Source organism: Viridibacillus sp. KH_047 (assembly GCF_057838945.1).
Map to the genome: position 1 here is coordinate 545,493 of NZ_CM174479.1, position 17,484 is coordinate 562,976.

The following is a 17,484-nucleotide window of genomic DNA, read 5'->3' on the forward strand; positions in this document are numbered from 1 at the left end:
CGCTATGTTCCTTCATTATAACGAACGGTCGTGTGTTTTGAAAGAACCAGCTAAACCTGCTTCTTTGTTTACAAGATTATTAATGGAATCAAATCGATAACCTTTTTTGCGTGCAGCTTCGATGAATTTTGGTAAAGCTTCCGCATTATCAGGCGATACTGTATGCATGAGGACGATAGCACCAGGGTGTAGTTGTGACATAAGGTTGTCATATGCATATTTCCAGCCTTGAGGTTTGTCTTTAAGCCAGTCTTTAAAGGCAACTGACCAGAAGATGTGTCGGTAGCCAGCATCATTACCTACTTGAAGCAGTTTTTCGTTAAAGGTGCCTTCAGGTGGTCTTGCAAAAATAGTTCGTTCAACTTTTGTAATCTCTCTTAGCTTATCATCGAACTTCTTCCATTCCTTTAATATTTCTTCTTCACTTAGTCTTGCCATATTCGGGTGGCCATATGAATGGTTACCAATATCATGACCTTCATCTATCATACGTTTAACAAGTGGGGTAGCACTCGTTAAATAATGACCTGTCAGGAAAAATGTCGCTTGAATTTTCTCCTTTTTTAAGGTGTCGAGTATGCTTGCTGTATAGCCATTTTCATAGCCATTATCGAAGGTTAGATAAATGACCTTTTCATCAGGACTTCCTTTATAAAGAGCCCCGTACTTTTCTAAGGTTTGATCGAGTGCTGCACCAGCTTCTGCCGGTTGTTCGTTCTGAGCTTTTTTTAAACCCCAATGAAGTTCATCTGCAGAAGCGCTAAACGGATTGACGATAGCACCAATAAAAACAATAGCACTTGCAATGACAATTCCGAGCAAATGGTTTTTCCACATAAAAACGCAACCTTTCTATTTTTAAGGTAGGTTGCGCTAAGGATTGATCTTTATGCGTACAAATTTTCTAACGCAGCTTCTAATGTTGGATATTCAAAATGAAAGTTTTCTGTTAGTAAAACTTTAGGTAAAACCTGCTGTCCTTCTAAAACGAGATTACTTTTTTCACCTAATGCAATTTTTAGTAAAAATGATGGAGTAGGAAACCAATGTGGTCTACCAAGAACGGATGAAATTATTTCGCCTACTTGCTTCATCCTAATTGGATTAGGAGCTGTTACATTAAATGGTCCTACAATACGATCATTTTCTAATGCAAAACATAATGCAGATGCGACATCTTTGACATGTACCCAAGATACCCACTGGGAACCAGAACCAACTGTACCACCTACATAAAGTTTATATGGTAAAACCATTAGAGAAAGTGCACCAGCATCTTTACCTAAGATGACACCAAAGCGAGCCATAGCTACACGAACTCCAAAGTTTTCGGCTTTTTTTGCTTCTTGCTCCCAGTGTTTGACGGTTTTACCTAAAAAGTCTTTTGCCACTTGAGGTGAGCCTTCTGTGTAGGTAGCAGCTTTTGAAGATGGATAGATGCCAATTGCACTGGCATTAATCAGTACTTTAGGTTTCACATCAAGTGTTTCAATAATACGTAGGACTTCCTTGGTGGCAGTAATGCGACTGTCGTAGATATCCTTTTTACGCTTATCTGTCCAGCGTCCTTCATTTAAAGAAGTACCAGCTAGATTAATAAAGGCATCTATACTTTGTAAATGTGCTTCAGGCATTGCATTTTCTGTTAGCCATTGTATATAGTGAATACCATTTGCTTCATAGCTTTTTTTCCGCGTTAAGATAAAAATGTCATGACCTTGTTGCTGTAAAAGTTTTGTAAGCTCAAGTCCTACAAAACCAGTGCCACCTGTAATTGCAATTTTCATAATTTTAACGTCCCTCCGTGTAAGATTGGGTAGTGAAAAAACATGAACTATTTGATTGCTTTAATCAAATCAAGTGTAATAGCTTTCCATACATATGTATGCTTTCATTATATATAAGTATAGATGAAATGAAGGTAACTTAGAAAAGATGTATACTATATTTAAGTGAAGGAGTGTTTCGATGACTCGAGTAATCACAAAAATTACGCGCCAAAAGAAAAACCAAGAGCGCTATAATATTTTTTTAAATGAAGAATACGCTTTTAGTGTTGATGAAACCATTTTAATTCAGTTTGGCCTGACAAAAGGTAAAGTGATTGAAGGGCTCGAGCTAGATGAGATTGCCTTTGATGATGAAATTCAAAGAGCGTATAATCGTGCGCTGGGCTTTCTAAGTTATCAAATGCGCAGTGAATATGAAGTGAGAAAGAAGCTTCTTGACTTAGAATTTGGAGAGGCCGTTATTCAAGAGGCTATTCAAAAATTAAATAAACATGGTTTTTTAAATGATGCCACATATACAAAAGCACTTCTTGAAACGAAGAAGAAGACTGCCAAAAAAGGCCCTCGTGCAATTAGACAAGATATGCAGAAAAAGGGTATTGATAAAAAGTTACAAGAAGAAGTGCTCGAAACCTTTTCTGAGGAAGAGCAGCTTAGTATTGCCTTGAAGTTAGGAGAGAAGGTAGCTTTTTCTGAACGACGTAAAACGCCGACTCAAGTAAAACAGAAAATTCAAGATAACTTAATGCGAAAAGGCTATTCCTTTGCGATAATAGAGCAAGTACTTGAACAAATTGAATTTTCACGAGAAGAAGATGAATGGCAACAAATGATTCAAGTGCAAGGTGACAAAGCATGGCGTAAATATGCTACGAAATATAGCGGATATGATCTGCATATGCGTGTAAAGCAAACTCTATATCAAAAAGGCTTTCCAGCTGATATTATAGAAACTTTCATAGAAGAGAAGGAGCAAGAGAATGGATAAAAAATATAGCGATATGACACCATCAGAATTACGAACAGAAATCGCAACATTAAAAGAAAAGGCGAGAAAAGCAGAGCAACTGGGCATTCTCAATGAATTTGCTGTTTATGAACGAAAAGCATTGATGGCTCAAGCATTTTTATTGAACCCAGACGATTTCAAACCTGGCGAAATGTATCGTATAGAAGGTGATCCAGGTGTGTTCTTTCAATTAGAATATTTAAAAGGACGCTTTGGATGGGGATATCGACTTGGTGGCGATCATTATGAAGAAGCTTTACCAATCTCAATGTTAACACCAGTAAAGGAAGGTATGTAAATTGGAAGCAATAGTAGATCAACTTGTAATGGAACTAAAAGATAGTAACGAATTACTAACAGAAGAACGTGCACGCGTGTGGATCGAATTATTATGGTCTGATTTTGAAGCGACATACGCAAAAGCTGGTTATGATTATCAAGGTACTGAAATGACTGAGAAAATCATTCGCCAATGGATTCAAGGCTACGGTCATCAACTACATGAATTCGCAGGACGTAATCCAAAATACGCTCACTTACTAGATGCAACTGACAACTGATTACAATAAACTGACCGCTACGTTAATGTGTAGCGGTCAGTTTATTGAGGATGTTTATTAATTGGTAGCATTTTTTGAATGAGATACTTGATTAAAATTTATAATATTTATCAAGCAACTTCATTATAAACACGAAAAGCTGCCGATTTTGGCAGCTTTTCTAAAGGTTGGATAAATAAAAGGGATATCTAGGGTTTGAAAGACTAGAAATACAACGGTCTTAGGACGTGAATATTCTGCTAAATAACAAAGAGGCGAGTTAGCGCAACAATCACTTGAGTTTGTACAACAAAGAGTGAAGTTAGCGCAACAAATAGTAGTGAAAATGCAATAATCACTTGAGTTAGTGCAACAGTTGGCTTCCGCCCTCCAACGTGTTTCGCAGCTGAACGAGCGCCTTCAGCATTTAAGTATATCCAGCTTCAGCGGCCAGCCCCTCGAGGTCACTTCCACCTTCTCGGACGAAAACTGAAAAGATGTTTTCGATTCGAAGGTTCCAGTGCTTGTCGGGGCTGAACGGGCCGCTTCAGCATTTAAGTTAATCCACGAGCATTTTCTTTCTTAGTTTGTCTTCGCTAAATATCCAGCCTGTGTACGATTGGATGACATCAAGATTGTCGTTTAGTAGTGCGACGGCGACGAATGGATAATGATTTTCGCTTCGATAACGTAGATCGATTAATCGTACTTCATGGTAATTATTTTCAAGCTCGCTTACTTCCCAACGGTATAAGGGAGAGAATGATACGAATGCAGCTAAATTGGAATCTTCTAATGCTGCGTGGAATAATGGAGTGTCTGGTAGTGGTTCTATTGGGAATTTATCGTATATGGTGATAGAGCGCCCATATGCACGTCCGACGTAGTGAGTGGAGCTAGAGTTGACTGCAACGCGCCATTGAAAAAAGCGCATTGTTGGTGAAAGTATTATTTTTTCGGCATCTGGAATGGTATTTTTAACAGCATGTTTAACGGATTGCTGTAAGGTAAAGCGGATTAAATAGTAAATCACAATAATGATATATAAACTAGTTATAGTCCCAACGGGATCAAAACCAAAGGCCCATAGCATTAGTGCTATTACATGTAATCCGAAAATTATAGGATCGAATGTGTTAATAACCCCGAGTGCAATCCATTTCTTCGAGAGTGGCCGAAATGCTTGTGTTCCATAAGCATTAAAAATATCAACAAAAACGTGAAGAAAAACAGCCAAAAATGTCCAAAGCCATAGATGCAATATATTAGCACCTTGAAATAACAAAGATAACACGCCTGTAATTAAAATAGGCCATAATATAACAGCGGGAATTGAATGTGTGATCCCGCGATGGTTCCGAATATAAACAGCATTATTACGCAATTTTAAAACTGTATCGATATCGGGTGCTTGTGATCCAATGATTGTTGCTGTAATAACTGCAGCTGTTGTCATGGAACTATCTGCTACTACTGGGTCAGCTAATGCTAAACCACCTAGTGCAATACCCATTACTAAATGTGTCCCTGAATCCAAAAATAATCAGCTCCTTAAATATTGGGAGAGAAATTATTGCAATTTTATTAGATAAAATAATCAGTTGGTTTACATTTTATAGCTTAATGCATTTTTAAAATAAATCGAAAATACCTAGGAGGAAAAAGTGTACTATCAATATAAACATCAATTCCAACAAGCATTAGTCGAGTGGTTTAAAAAAGAAAAACGGGATTTACCGTGGAGAAAAACGAACGACCCTTATAAAATTTGGGTGTCAGAAGTGATGCTTCAACAGACAAGAGTCGACACGGTTATCCCATATTATGAACGATTTTTAAGTGAATTTCCAACAATTCGACATTTGGCAGACGCACCTGAGGAGAAGTTGTTGAAGCAATGGGAAGGGCTAGGATACTATTCACGTGCACGCAATTTACAAGCAGGTGTTCGAGAAGTGGTCGAAAATTATAACAGCAAAGTACCCGATAATAGACCAGAAATTTCGAAACTAAAAGGTGTTGGCCCGTACACTGCAGGAGCGGTTCTTAGTATTGCCTATAATAAAGCGGAGCATGCTGTTGATGGCAATGTTATGCGTGTACTAAGCAGAGTTTTACTAATTGAAGAAGATATTGCACTTCCAAAGACGAAAAAAACGTTTGAAAATGCAGTTATGGAACTCATTGACCCAATTCATCCATCCGAATTTAATCAAGGGTTGATGGAGTTAGGTGCGATGATTTGTACTCCGACTTCTCCTAAGTGTTTATTATGCCCGGTAAGAGAATTTTGTACAGCTTTCAATGAGGGGAATCCGGAGAGTTTACCTATTAAAACGAAAAAAACAAAGATGAAGCACATTCCTTATGATGTGTATGTTGTAAGAAATACTAAAGGCCAATTTTTAATCGAAAAACGTCCTGAAAAAGGTCTACTAGCGAATATGTGGCAATTTCCAATAATTGAACAAAAAACAGATACCGATACTACAAACGAAACAATATTAGCTGAACAATATAGCTTAAACTTATTATCACGCGAAAAATTAACTTCATTCAAACATATTTTTTCACATTTAACTTGGCATATAGAAAGTTACTTTGTTAGTTGTGAGGAACAACAAATCATCCCGGATAATTGCCAATGGTTCACGATTGAAGAGATGGCTGATTTACCAATGCCAGTACCAATGCAAAAAGTGTGGCAAAGATATCAAATCGAATCATCAAATTTTTAAAGAAAATATTACCAAGAATAAATATCTCCAAGCTACGCAAATTAGATAGCACGGAGGTGATTTCCATGAAAAAGAATCAAAACAGTGCAAACAAATCACAAAACAATGCGCAAAACAATGCGCAAAACATGTTTGAGGAGTTTGGAGCTGAAACTGATTTCAGCGAAGTAGCAAAGCAAAATAATAAAGCTGAGCAAAACAAGCAAAAAGCTTCGGGTAAATTTGCTAATAATAATCAAAATAACTCGAACTAATCATGGGACACACCCTAATGAGCGAAGGCTTTTGGCCTTCGCTTATTTTTTGCTACACGTTTTTAATCATGATTGTTATAATGTTAAGCAAAGAGCGCTTTTCCAATAAGTGTTTATCGAAAAGGTGGGCATTAGCATGGCGATTCCATTAGAAGGTGAAACAATACAAATACATAGTTATAAACACAATGGCCGTATCCACCGTGTCTGGCAAGAAACGATGGTATTGAAAGGCACAAAAAATATAGTCATCGGAGCGAATGAACGTACACTCGTAACGGAGGCGGATGGTAGAACATGGTTAACACGTGAACCGTCCATTTGTTACTTTCATGCAGAGCACTGGTTTAATATTATTTGTATGTTGAGAGAAGATGGAGTATATTACTACTGTAATATGAGCTCTCCATTTGTTTTTGATAATAACGCTATTAAGTATATTGACTATGACTTAGATGTAAAAGTGTTTCCCGATATGTCTTATACTTTACTTGATGAAGATGAGTATGAACAACATAAGGAGGAAATGAGTTATCCATCTGTAATTGATCAAATATTGAAATCAAATGTTGATAAGTTACTTAGTTGGATTCACCAAAGACGTGGACCATTTGCGCCTGACTTTATAGAGGCTTGGACGAGCCGTTATCAATTTCAAAGAAAGCTTCATGATAATGACTAATAAAAGCCTGTTGGTGAAAACCAGCAGGCTTTTCACTTGAAAAAGGGAGTGACTTTTTGGACAGTATTAAACGCTATATGCGATTCGTAAAGCCTTATAATTGGGAGATTCTATTAACACTTGTTATAGGAATTGTAAAATTTGCAATCCCATTATTTATTCCGATATTAATCAAAATTGTGATTGATGATATTGTGATGGCTGAAAATTTAACAAGCGATGAAAAAACATTACAGCTATTCTATTGGCTTGGCGGAACAGCTGTTGTATTTTTTGTCTTAAGACCACCAATAGAATATTATCGCCAATACTTTGCTCAGCATGTGAGTAATAAGATATTATATGATATTCGCAAAGAATTGTATGGACATCTTCAAAAGTTAAGCATGAACTATTATGCAAATTCACGTGCTGGTGAAATCATTTCACGTGTTATTAATGATGTGGAGCAAACGAAGAATTTTATCATGACCGGTCTGATGAATGTTTGGCTGGACTTAGCAACAATTCTAATCGCTATTGGGATTATGCTAACATTAGATGTGAAATTGACGTTAGTAACATTAATCGTCTTTCCATTCTACGCGATTTGTGTAAAATACTTTTTTGGTAGATTACGTGATTTAACACGCAAACGCTCACAAGCATTAGCAGGAGTACAAAGCTATTTACATGAACGTGTTCAAGGAATGAGCATCATAAAAAGCTTCACATTAGAGAAGCATGAACAGAAAATTTTCGATGAGACAAACGGGGAGTTTTTGGACAAGGCACTTGATCAAACCAAATGGAATGCTAAAGCTTTTGCTGTGATTAATACGATTACTGAAGTAGCTCCGTTACTCGTTATTGGATTTGCAGGTTATATGGTTATTCAAGGACCGCTTTCTGTTGGTGCGATGGTAGCGTTTGTTGCATATATCGATCGCCTATATGGGCCGTTACGTAGACTTGTAACTTCTTCAACAACACTAACTCAATCGATCGCCTCGATGGATCGCGTATTTGAGTTGATAGATGAGAAATACGATGTGGAAAATCAATCAAATGCAGCTGCACTACCGCCACTAAAAGGTGATGTACAATTTGAAAAAGTATCATTCCGATATACCGAAGATGAACAGAATGTATTGAACAATGTAAGTTTCAATATTCAAGCAGGACAAACAATTGCGCTTGTTGGAATGAGTGGTGGAGGTAAATCAACGATAGTAGGGCTAATACCGCGATTTTACGATGTGGTGGAAGGTGCTATAAAAGTTGATGGAGTTGATATTAAAGAGGCAACTATCCATTCGTTACGCTCACAAATTGGAATCGTACTCCAGGATAATATTCTATTTAGCGATTCTGTAAAATCAAATATTTTAATGGGTCGACCAGATGCTTCTGATGAAGAAGTAATTGCAGCAGCTAAGGCAGCTAATGCTCATGATTTCATCATGTCACTACCAGAAGGTTACGATACGAAAGTTGGAGAACGTGGTGTTAAATTATCTGGTGGACAAAAACAACGAGTTGCTATTGCCAGAGTCTTTCTAAAAAATCCACCAATCCTTATTCTGGATGAAGCAACTTCAGCTTTAGATTTAGAAAGTGAATCACTAATTCAAGAATCATTAGACAAATTAGCTCATGATAGAACAACAATCGTCGTAGCTCACCGTTTATCAACAATCACACATGCCGATCAAATTCTAGTTATAGATCATGGTGAACTAAAAGAACAAGGTACACATGAGCAATTGATAGAACAACAAGGTATTTATCATAACTTGTTCCATATGCAAAGACTAGATGCATAATAAGTAGTAATATAGCATGAAATAAAGACTTCTCATTCGTGGGAAGTCTTTATTTTTTGTCATAAAAATACTTAAATATGAAAAGTATTGCAATTTTTCAAATTAACAGTATAAAATAGATAAAAAGAATTGAATATTTAGAAAATATCGAATTATCGAATTTGGAAGGAGGGACTATATGAGTGATCGTAAAGAATTACTACGAGTGAGAGGACTTCAGACGACATTTTTCACAGATGATGGTGAAATCCCTGCAGTAGATAATATTAATTTTTCGGTAAGAGAAGGTGAAATACTTGGCATTGTAGGAGAGTCTGGCTGTGGCAAGAGTGTAAGCGCTTTATCGATTATGGGGCTTGTACCATCTCCGCCGGGTAAAATTACAGGTGGACAAATAGAATTTGATGGCAAGGATTTAACTAAGCTTTCTCAAAAAGAAATGCGTAAAGTACGAGGGAAAGATATAGCAATGATTTTCCAAGAACCAATGACGTCACTGAATCCACTATTTACAATAGGGAATCAATTGATGGAAGCAATATTAATCCATCATAAAGATTGGTCAAAAAAACAAGCTAGAAATCGGGCAATTGAAATGATGAAGTTAGTAGGTTTACCAAGAGCTGAAGAGTTAATAAAGGAATACCCACATCAATTATCTGGTGGTATGCGCCAACGTGTGATGATAGCGATGGCACTTGTTTGTGATCCGAAAGTACTTATAGCAGATGAACCAACTACAGCATTAGACGTAACGATTCAAGCACAGATTTTACAATTAATGAAAGACCTAAATGAAAGATTGAATACAGCAGTTATTATGATTACACATGATTTAGGTGTTGTCGCAGAAACTTGTGAACGAGTTGTCGTTATGTATGGCGGTCAAGTAGTAGAGGAAGGGCCAGTCAAATTAATATTCAACGACCCACAACATCCATATACAAAAGGACTTATTCAATCTGTGCCAGATATGCGCTTTAAAAAACAACGGTTATATTCTATACCTGGAAACGTACCAAAACCGGGATCCGTTAATACTGGTTGCCGTTTTGCTGCTCGCTGTGAATTTGCATTTGAGCAATGCCGTGTAGAAAATCCAAATTTATATCAAACAAGCCCAGAGCATAAGACGAGATGCTTCTTGCACGAAAGAAAGGAGGTGTCTGCAGTTGACAGAGCCGTTGTTGAAAGTTAAAGGGTTGAAGAAATACTTTCCAATCCGCAAAGGGATGCTGGGAAAAGTATCGGGCCAAGTAAAGGCGGTAGATGATGTTTCTTTTTATGTGAATGAAGGAGAAACACTTGGGATTGTAGGCGAATCCGGCTGTGGTAAATCTACTACAGGACGTATGCTTATGAGATTGCTAGAGCCAACAGAAGGAAGCATTGAATTTGACGGTAAATTACTATCTGATTTAACAAAAGAGGAAATGCGTAAAGCCCGCCGTGAAATTCAAATGGTTTTCCAAGATCCTTATGCCTCATTAAATCCTCGGCATTCAATAGGCAAAATTCTAGAGGAGCCTCTAGTTGTTCATGGTATTGGAGATGCAAAAGAACGTAAGAAAAAGGTCAATGAATTTCTGGAAATAGTTGGTCTAAGTAGTTACCATGCAAGACGATATCCCCATCAATTTAGTGGGGGGCAAAGGCAACGTATTGGTATAGCCAGAGCGCTAATGACTAATCCGAAATTGATTATTGCAGATGAACCTGTTTCAGCTCTAGACGTTTCGATTCAAGCTCAAGTTTTAAATTTGATGCAAGATTTGCAAAAAGATTTAAAGCTTACTTATATATTTATAGCGCATGATTTAGGGGTTGTTCGTCACATTAGTGACCGTGTAGGTGTCATGTATTTAGGGAAGATGGTTGAGTTAGCAGATAGTGAGTCTTTATATAGCAAACCATTGCATCCTTATTCAAAGGCTTTATTATCAGCAGTTCCTGTACCGGATCCAAACTTTACACGGGAGCAAATATTGATAACAGGGGACATTCCAAGTCCTTCAAATCCTCCTGCGGGATGTACGTTCCATACAAGATGTCCATTTAAAATGGATATTTGTTCAAAAACAGTACCTGTATTAAAGGAAGTTGAGAAAGGTCATTCTGTTGCTTGTCATTTATATAATGAGCAAGGTCAACAATGATAATAGAGCAAAGTGTGGAGGGGTTATGTATATGAGGAAAAAGAGATGGTTAGCGCTAGGCTTGATGTTATTACTAGTGTTGTCTACAGCATTAGCAGCATGTTCATCCGATGAAAAGGATGATGTTAAGGGCGATGATAAAGGCGGCGGAGAGAAAAAAGAAAAAACGTTAGTCTTTGGTCGCGGGGGAGATTCTGTATCACTTGATCCTATTGCTACAACAGAGGGAGAGACTTACAAAGTAACAGAGAACTTATATGAAAAACTAATCAATTTTGGTGAACAAGATACAACATTAAATCCTGGTTTAGCTAAGTCTTGGGAGGCTGCTGAAGACGGTTTAAGCTACACATTTGACTTACAAGAAGGCGTAAAATTCCATGATGGCACTGATTTTAACGCTGATGCAGTAGTGAAAAACTTTGAACGCTGGATGAACGGCGATGCAGAGAAATTCCCTTACTTTAAATCAGTATTTGGTGGCTTTAAAGATGATAAAAGTCTAGTAATCAAATCTGTGAAAGCTGACGGCGATTTAAAAGTAGTTATCACTTTAAAACAACCTCAAGCTCCATTCTTGAAAAACCTTGCAATGAGTCCATTCGCTATTGCGAGCCCGACGGCATTTGAAAAGTTTGGTGATAAGTTTGGTGATAATCCAGTAGGTACTGGACCATTCAAATTTGTCTCTTGGAAGCGCAACGATTCAATAACAATCGAGAAGAATCCTGAGTACTGGCAAGAAGGACTACCGAAGCTTGATAAAGTAGTATTTCGTTCTATTCCAGACAACTCTGCTCGTTTAAATGCTTTAACTACAGGTGAAATCGATTTAGCAGACGGTATTAGTCCGTCAGATGCAGCATCGATTGAAAGTAATGCTGATTTACAATTACTTAAACGTCCATCTATGAACATTGGTTATCTTGGTTTAACTGTAACGCGACCACCTTTTGATAATGTAAAAGTTCGTCAAGCGATGAACTATGCAATCGATAAGCAAGCGATTGTTGACGCATTCTTCGAAGGTCAAGCTGAAGTTGCGAAAAACCAAATGCCGCCAGTAATTGGTGGTTACAATGACGATGTTAAAGGCTATGAATATGATCCAGAAAAAGCTAAGGCTCTATTAAAAGAAGCTGGTTATGATGGTAAACAAATTGAATTATGGGCAATGCCTGTACCACGTCCGTATATGCCAGATGGCCAAAAAATTGCTGAAGCAATTCAAAAGAATCTAGCTGACGTTGGTATGAAGAGTAAAATTGTTTCATATGAATGGGGCGTATATTTAGATAAAGCTGAAAAAGGGGAAGCAGATGCATTCTTACTTGGCTGGACTGGCGATAACGGAGATGCTGATAATTTCCTATATGCTCTTCTTGATGAGGATAGCATTGGCAGTAATAACTACACTTACTACAAAAATTCTAAAACACACAAGTTATTAATTGAAGCTCAAACAGAAGTAGATGAAGAGAAACGTAATGCGCTATACAAAGAAGTCCAAGAAATCTTTAATGAAGAAGCACCATGGGTTCCACTGGCTCACTCTACACCACTTTTAGCTAGTAAGTCAGATGTTATTAACTTATTACCACATCCAACTGGTTCTGACAGATTGGAAAAAGTAGATTTTAAATAAGCTAGACAACTAAACTACGCCTTTCGCTTATTTGGCGGAAGGCGAGTTTTTTCAAACGAGAGTTATTCTACATAATTGAGATGGAGAGGTGAAGAAGATGCTTCACTATATTGGAAAAAGACTGTTACAGTTAATCCCGGTTTTGCTCGGAATGACCTTTATTGTATTTTTAATTATTCGTGCAATTCCAGGCGATCCTGCTCAAGTAATTTTAGGACAGCAGGCTACAAAAGAAGCGAGAGCGGCATTGCGAGCAAGCCTAGGATTGGATAACCCTTGGTATATTCAGTTCGTCAATTATTTAGGTGGTTTATTGACAGGTGATTTAGGTGAGTCGATGCGTACGAAAGCAACAGTATCAAGTGAATTGTGGCCGTATTTAGCAGCGACATTTGAATTGGCTCTTTTTGCAATGATTTTAGCAGTAATCATTGGAGTGAATGCAGGAATTGTTTCAGCATGGTTCCAAAATTCTTGGTTTGATTATTTTGCAATGATTTTAGCACTTATCGGTGTATCTATGCCTATTTTCTGGTTAGGTTTAATGGGGCAGTGGGTATTTGGTATTCAAATGGATTTACTCCCTACATCAGGTAGAGAGGACGCCAGGAATCCTGTCGATCCTATTACGTACTTGTATATTGTAGATACGATTATTCATGGACGATTTGACCAGCTTTGGGATGTGTTAAAACATTTAATATTACCTGCAATTGCATTAGCGACAATCCCGATGGCAATTATTGCGAGAATGACTCGCTCAAGTATGCTTGAAGTGATGCGTTCTGATTATGTTCGAACAGCACGAGCTAAAGGGCAAAATATGTTCTGGGTTGTTTATAAACACGCTCTCAAAAATGCCATCATTCCTGTATTAACAGTAATTGGTTTGCAAATGGGACTATTATTAGGTGGGGCTATTTTAACAGAGACAATCTTTAGTTGGCCTGGTATTGGTCGCTACATTTATGATGCTATTGGATACCGTGATTATCCGGTTATACAATCCGGTATTTTAGTGATTGCTTTTGTTTTTGTTATGATCAATTTAATCGTAGATATTTTATATAGTTTTATAGATCCGAGGATTAAATATGACTAGGAAGGGAGGAGTTCGATATGTCTGAAATGGCACCGAATGCAACTATAGATGTAGTTATTAAACAAGATCAATCGGTTGGTCCATGGAGAGAAGCATGGCGTAGCTTTAAGAAAAGTAAAGCTGCGCTTGTAGGGGCAGTAATTGTTGCGTTCTTCATCCTTCTAGCTATAGTTGGTCCATTTTTTGTTCCAGAAGGAATTAATGACCAAGTGTTAAAGAATCGTTTACAACCACCATCTGCTGAGCATTGGTTTGGTACAGATGATTTTGGGCGGGATATTTTTTCACGGGTTGTTCACGGCGCTAGAATATCATTATGGGTTGGTTTTTCTTCAGTTATTGGTTCAGTTGTAGTCGGAAGTATGTTGGGGATTATTGCTGGTTATTATGGTCGCTGGGTTGATACCATCATCTCACGAATTTTCGATATTATGTTAGCATTCCCAAGTATATTACTTGCTATTGCAGTTGTATCAATACTTGGTCCATCTTTGCAAAATGCTTTAATTGCTATTGCGATTATCAATGTTCCGAACTTTGGAAGACTCATTCGTTCGAAGGTATTGAGCATTAAGCAGGAAGAGTATATTACTTCTGCAAAAGCGATTGGTATGAAGGATGCTCGGATTCTTTTTTCACATATCTTACCGAATTCGATGACACCGGTTATTGTGCAAGGAACACTTGCCGTCGCATCTGCAATTATTGAAGCGGCTGCACTTGGCTTTCTTGGGCTTGGAGCAGAAGCGCCTACACCAGAGTGGGGTAAAATGTTAGCTGATGCACGTATCTATTTAATCAATGCTCCTTGGACTATGATTTTCCCAGGTTTAGCGATTATGTTAACTGTTCTAGGGTTTAACTTAATGGGTGATGGTTTAAGAGATGCTCTTGATCCTAAAATGAAAAACTAAACGAAAAAAGCATCCAATGTATCAAGTAAAACGATACATTGGATGCTTTTTTTAGAATATGCTGTCTTCAATTTCAAGTTTAATTTCATCACCATGGTGATTTTGATACGACATAATAAGCATATCTAAATGCTCTAAGTTTTCTTCATAATCTAAAATACGAGAGAGTATATGCAGTAAATGATAGCTTGAAAATTCTTCGTCCTCATCATTTTCGCGTGAAATTGCAATTTGTTCTGCGAAAATATCCATTACTTCGTTTCTTTGTAAATATTCCTCTTGACCAATCCAAGCCTTATGATCAGGCTTTAGTTTCCCAGAATATTTCAAAAAGAGTTGTTCGTGATAAGTAAGTAGGAAATCTAAGCGTTCTTGAATCATAATATGAAATTGCTCAGGAAGTTTTGATAACTCATTTTCATGTAAATGTAGTCTTTGTAAAACTTCTAAACTTTTTTTTGATGTTGTAATCATTTGTCTATAAACAACAAGCTTTCTTGCTTTTACATGCTTTTCATTTTTTATATACCTACGTTCTTCCTTATAAAATGAATATAACTGATTGAGCTTTAAATGATGCTCTTTTAATTTTCGCAAAGATTGTTTTGTTGATGTATGTTCAGATGCTTGACGAACTGCAAGACGAGTCCAGCGAATAATTTCATCCTGTAACAGATTGATGGATTGAAATAACTTTAGTTCATAGCGAGGTGGTAAAAAGACAAGGTTGACGATAAAAGCGGCAAGTACCCCGATGAGTACTGTAACAAATCGAATCAAACCGAAAGTAAGAAAATCACCGTCTTGGACTTCTAAAATCGCGATGACGGTTACAAGAGATAAGGAAATACAATTTTCCAAACCAAGTCGAATGACGATAGAAATAGTTATGATAGCAGCTAATCCAACGGCTACATATTGATGGCCGAATAGTAAACCAAATGAAACAGCTATTGCAGCACCGATTAAATTTGATTGTACTTGTTCTAGAATTGTTAAATAAGAGCGATAAATAGATGGTTGGATTGCGAAAATAGCAGCAATGCCGGCAAAGACGGGTGATGGTAAGTTAAGCAAATTTGCAATATAAAGTGCAAATATAATAGCTAAACCTGTTTTTAAAATACGGGCACCTAATTTCATTTGAAATGGGTAACCTCTCTTTCTGTATACTAGTATTCCGCTACTTTAACCGATTACCTCAAGATGGTCAACAAACGGATTATTCATGAGCTTCATTAACTTATGACGGTAACCTATAGTGTAGACAAAAAAACGACGTTTCTTCAAAAAATTGATACAATTATTGTAAAAGTGAATAGGGGGATTAAATATGACAGTATTAGAAGGACAACAAGCACCAAATTTCACTCTAAAAAATGAACAGGGCGAACTGGTATCACTGGCAGATTACAATAGAAAGAAATCGGTAGTGCTATATTTTTACCCAAAAGATATGACACCTGGTTGTACTACAGAGGCATGTGATTTTAGAGATTTCCATAGTGATTTTTCAGATTTAAATACTGTTATTTTAGGAGTAAGTCCTGATGATGAAAAAAGACATGAGAAATTTATAGAAAAGTATGGTTTACCATTTTCGCTATTAGTAGATGAGGATCATGCGGTTGCGGAAAAATATGGCGTTTGGAAATTGAAGAAAATGTACGGCCGTGAATATATGGGTATCGAACGCACTACTTTTATAATAGATGAAAATGGGGTAGTTATTAAAGAGTGGCGCAAAGTCCGAGTGAAGGGACATATTGAAGAGGTGTTAACTTATATACGAGAGAAGGGGGAATAATTATGATAGTATATTTTACTTTTGATCCAAGACCCGATTTAAAAGAGGGGCTACTACAAGATTTTCCTACTATTGAATTTATCTTTCATGACAATATAGACCATACTGTATTAAAAGAGGCAGAAGTTGTAGTTACTTATGGTGAAGATATTGAAGCGCAGCAAATCAGGTTAGCAGAGAAGCTAAAATGGATAATGGTTGCTTCTGCAGGGATAGAGAAAATGCCTCAAAAGGAAATTGCTGAACGTGGTATTGTTGTTTCTAATGTACGTGGCATTCATAAAATTCCAATGGCAGAATCTGTACTAGCTCATGTTCTATCATATAAAAGAGGACTAGCATGGATTTATGAACAAGAGCAAAAAGCTCAATGGAATCGTAAGTCTAAAGCAACGGAGCTTCACGGTTCTACCGCGCTTATTTTAGGACCTGGCGCAATCGGTTCCGAGATTGGCCGATTGTTGCAAGCTTTTGGCGTACATACAATAGGATGTAATCGCTCAGGAAGTAAGGCAGATTATATGGATGATATGATTTCTTTTAGTGCATTGCAAAAGGCATTACCAAGCGCTGATATAGTTATTTCAGTTTTACCAAGTACTGCAGATACTCAACATTTATTAAAGAGTGAACATTTTGAAGCGATGAAAGGCAGTGCATTATTTATGAACTTCGGCCGCGGCGATTTAGTGTCAACAGCTGTATTGATAAATGCATTGAATGCAGGAGAAATCGCACATGCAGTATTAGATGTATATGAAGAAGAACCACTACCAGAAGATCATCCTTTTTGGCAGATGAGTACTGTTACTGTTTCGCCTCATGTTTCAAGTCATTCTTCTCGGTATTTGGAGCGTAGTTTAGAAATTTTCAAACCTAACTTAAAAAAGTGGATAGAGGGAGATACAGAACTTATTAACAAAATGGATATTACTAGAGGCTATTAGTCAGGAACTTTTATCGTTGTAGAAGAAAGTATCATTAATCAGGAGCAATTGAGAATGATATAAGGGATTAAATGATATATTTTTGATAATTAGAGC

General features: G+C 37.1%; 18 protein-coding genes. 14 read left to right on the forward strand and 4 right to left on the reverse strand.

Going from position 1 to position 17,484, the window contains the following annotated elements; translation table 11 throughout:
* Positions 1–15 precede the first annotated feature (15 nt).
* Together AC3IS5_RS02725 and AC3IS5_RS02730 are read right to left on the reverse strand one after the other, a co-directional pair.
* Positions 16–837: a polysaccharide deacetylase family protein gene (locus AC3IS5_RS02725; RefSeq protein ID WP_489426476.1), complete on the reverse strand. Its 822-nt coding sequence runs from the start codon at positions 835–837 to the stop codon at positions 16–18.
* Between the two features lie 50 nt (positions 838–887).
* Complete coding sequence (locus AC3IS5_RS02730; protein WP_489426477.1) at positions 888–1,787, reverse strand: TIGR01777 family oxidoreductase; 900 nt, start codon at positions 1,785–1,787, stop codon at positions 888–890.
* 181 nt (positions 1,788–1,968) lie between these two features.
* Between AC3IS5_RS02730 and recX the strand changes: the two genes are divergently transcribed.
* Genes recX through AC3IS5_RS02745 form a run of 3 tightly spaced genes read left to right on the forward strand, consistent with a single transcriptional unit; the run spans position 1,969 to position 3,359 of the window.
* Entirely contained in the window at positions 1,969–2,778 is an 810-nt protein-coding gene (recX, locus tag AC3IS5_RS02735) for a recombination regulator RecX (RefSeq protein ID WP_489426478.1), read from the forward strand.
* On the forward strand, positions 2,771–3,097 hold the full coding sequence (locus AC3IS5_RS02740) for a YfhH family protein (protein WP_038178552.1): 327 nt from the start codon (positions 2,771–2,773) through the stop codon (positions 3,095–3,097). Before recX ends, AC3IS5_RS02740 begins: the two co-directional genes overlap by 8 nt.
* A gap of 1 nt (position 3,098) precedes the next feature.
* On the forward strand, positions 3,099–3,359 hold the full coding sequence (locus tag AC3IS5_RS02745) for a YfhJ family protein (protein ID WP_053418815.1): 261 nt from the start codon (positions 3,099–3,101) through the stop codon (positions 3,357–3,359).
* A gap of 538 nt (positions 3,360–3,897) precedes the next feature.
* On the opposite strand, the gene AC3IS5_RS02750 is transcribed toward AC3IS5_RS02745, so the two are convergent.
* Complete coding sequence (locus AC3IS5_RS02750; RefSeq protein ID WP_489426479.1) at positions 3,898–4,875, reverse strand: metal-dependent hydrolase; 978 nt, start codon at positions 4,873–4,875, stop codon at positions 3,898–3,900.
* 127 nt (positions 4,876–5,002) lie between these two features.
* On the opposite strand from AC3IS5_RS02750, the gene mutY reads away from it, so the two are divergent.
* From mutY to AC3IS5_RS02795, 9 genes are all read left to right on the forward strand, one after another.
* Positions 5,003–6,076 (forward strand): A/G-specific adenine glycosylase, encoded by a 1,074-nt coding sequence (mutY, locus tag AC3IS5_RS02755; RefSeq protein ID WP_489426480.1) that lies wholly within the window; start codon positions 5,003–5,005, stop codon positions 6,074–6,076.
* A 65-nt stretch (positions 6,077–6,141) separates the two neighbouring features.
* Positions 6,142–6,330, forward strand: coding sequence for a gamma-type small acid-soluble spore protein (locus tag AC3IS5_RS02760; protein WP_489426481.1), 189 nt, complete (start codon positions 6,142–6,144; stop codon positions 6,328–6,330).
* A 136-nt stretch (positions 6,331–6,466) separates the two neighbouring features.
* Positions 6,467–7,012: a nucleoside tri-diphosphate phosphatase gene (gene ntdP / locus AC3IS5_RS02765; protein ID WP_053418811.1), complete on the forward strand. Its 546-nt coding sequence runs from the start codon at positions 6,467–6,469 to the stop codon at positions 7,010–7,012.
* A gap of 56 nt (positions 7,013–7,068) precedes the next feature.
* Complete coding sequence (locus AC3IS5_RS02770) at positions 7,069–8,817, forward strand: ABC transporter ATP-binding protein (protein ID WP_489426482.1); 1,749 nt, start codon at positions 7,069–7,071, stop codon at positions 8,815–8,817.
* Positions 8,818–8,995: 178 nt separating this feature from the next.
* Entirely contained in the window at positions 8,996–10,015 is a 1,020-nt protein-coding gene (locus AC3IS5_RS02775) for an ABC transporter ATP-binding protein (RefSeq protein ID WP_340705668.1), read from the forward strand.
* On the forward strand, positions 9,990–10,973 hold the full coding sequence (locus AC3IS5_RS02780) for an ABC transporter ATP-binding protein (RefSeq protein WP_489426483.1): 984 nt from the start codon (positions 9,990–9,992) through the stop codon (positions 10,971–10,973). The genes AC3IS5_RS02775 and AC3IS5_RS02780 overlap by 26 nt, the downstream gene beginning before the upstream one ends.
* A gap of 31 nt (positions 10,974–11,004) precedes the next feature.
* Complete coding sequence (locus AC3IS5_RS02785) at positions 11,005–12,618, forward strand: ABC transporter substrate-binding protein (RefSeq protein ID WP_489426484.1); 1,614 nt, start codon at positions 11,005–11,007, stop codon at positions 12,616–12,618.
* A 97-nt stretch (positions 12,619–12,715) separates the two neighbouring features.
* Positions 12,716–13,720, forward strand: a complete 1,005-nt coding sequence (locus tag AC3IS5_RS02790; protein WP_390011932.1) for an ABC transporter permease — start codon at positions 12,716–12,718, stop codon at positions 13,718–13,720.
* Positions 13,721–13,746: 26 nt separating this feature from the next.
* Positions 13,747–14,634 (forward strand): ABC transporter permease, encoded by an 888-nt coding sequence (locus tag AC3IS5_RS02795; RefSeq protein ID WP_390011951.1) that lies wholly within the window; start codon positions 13,747–13,749, stop codon positions 14,632–14,634.
* Positions 14,635–14,685: 51 nt separating this feature from the next.
* On the opposite strand, the gene AC3IS5_RS02800 is transcribed toward AC3IS5_RS02795, so the two are convergent.
* The gene (locus AC3IS5_RS02800; RefSeq protein WP_489426485.1) at positions 14,686–15,777 is read right to left on the reverse strand and encodes an FUSC family protein; all 1,092 of its coding nucleotides are present in this window, start codon (positions 15,775–15,777) and stop codon (positions 14,686–14,688) included.
* 190 nt (positions 15,778–15,967) lie between these two features.
* Here AC3IS5_RS02800 and bcp point away from each other — a divergent pair, with 190 nt between their 5' ends.
* Positions 15,968–16,441 carry a thioredoxin-dependent thiol peroxidase gene (bcp, locus tag AC3IS5_RS02805; RefSeq protein WP_489426486.1) on the forward strand — a complete coding sequence of 158 codons (474 nt, stop codon included), beginning with the start codon at positions 15,968–15,970 and terminating at the stop codon, positions 16,439–16,441.
* Positions 16,442–16,443: 2 nt separating this feature from the next.
* Entirely contained in the window at positions 16,444–17,388 is a 945-nt protein-coding gene (locus tag AC3IS5_RS02810; protein ID WP_489426487.1) for a D-2-hydroxyacid dehydrogenase, read from the forward strand.
* Positions 17,389–17,484: the final 96 nt, after the last annotated feature.

Coding starts and splice junctions, on each gene's coding strand:
- AC3IS5_RS02725 (WP_489426476.1), bottom strand. CDS start 837: ATGTGGAAAAACCATTTGCTCGGAATTGTCATTGCAAGTGCTATTGTT.
- AC3IS5_RS02730 (WP_489426477.1), bottom strand. CDS start 1,787: ATGAAAATTGCAATTACAGGTGGCACTGGTTTTGTAGGACTTGAGCTT.
- recX (WP_489426478.1), top strand. CDS start 1,969: ATGACTCGAGTAATCACAAAAATTACGCGCCAAAAGAAAAACCAAGAG.
- AC3IS5_RS02740 (WP_038178552.1), top strand. CDS start 2,771: ATGGATAAAAAATATAGCGATATGACACCATCAGAATTACGAACAGAA.
- AC3IS5_RS02760 (WP_489426481.1), top strand. CDS start 6,142: ATGAAAAAGAATCAAAACAGTGCAAACAAATCACAAAACAATGCGCAA.
- ntdP (WP_053418811.1), top strand. CDS start 6,467: ATGGCGATTCCATTAGAAGGTGAAACAATACAAATACATAGTTATAAA.
- AC3IS5_RS02775 (WP_340705668.1), top strand. CDS start 8,996: ATGAGTGATCGTAAAGAATTACTACGAGTGAGAGGACTTCAGACGACA.
- AC3IS5_RS02785 (WP_489426484.1), top strand. CDS start 11,005: ATGAGGAAAAAGAGATGGTTAGCGCTAGGCTTGATGTTATTACTAGTG.
- AC3IS5_RS02790 (WP_390011932.1), top strand. CDS start 12,716: ATGCTTCACTATATTGGAAAAAGACTGTTACAGTTAATCCCGGTTTTG.
- AC3IS5_RS02795 (WP_390011951.1), top strand. CDS start 13,747: ATGGCACCGAATGCAACTATAGATGTAGTTATTAAACAAGATCAATCG.
- AC3IS5_RS02800 (WP_489426485.1), bottom strand. CDS start 15,777: ATGAAATTAGGTGCCCGTATTTTAAAAACAGGTTTAGCTATTATATTT.
- bcp (WP_489426486.1), top strand. CDS start 15,968: ATGACAGTATTAGAAGGACAACAAGCACCAAATTTCACTCTAAAAAAT.
- AC3IS5_RS02810 (WP_489426487.1), top strand. CDS start 16,444: ATGATAGTATATTTTACTTTTGATCCAAGACCCGATTTAAAAGAGGGG.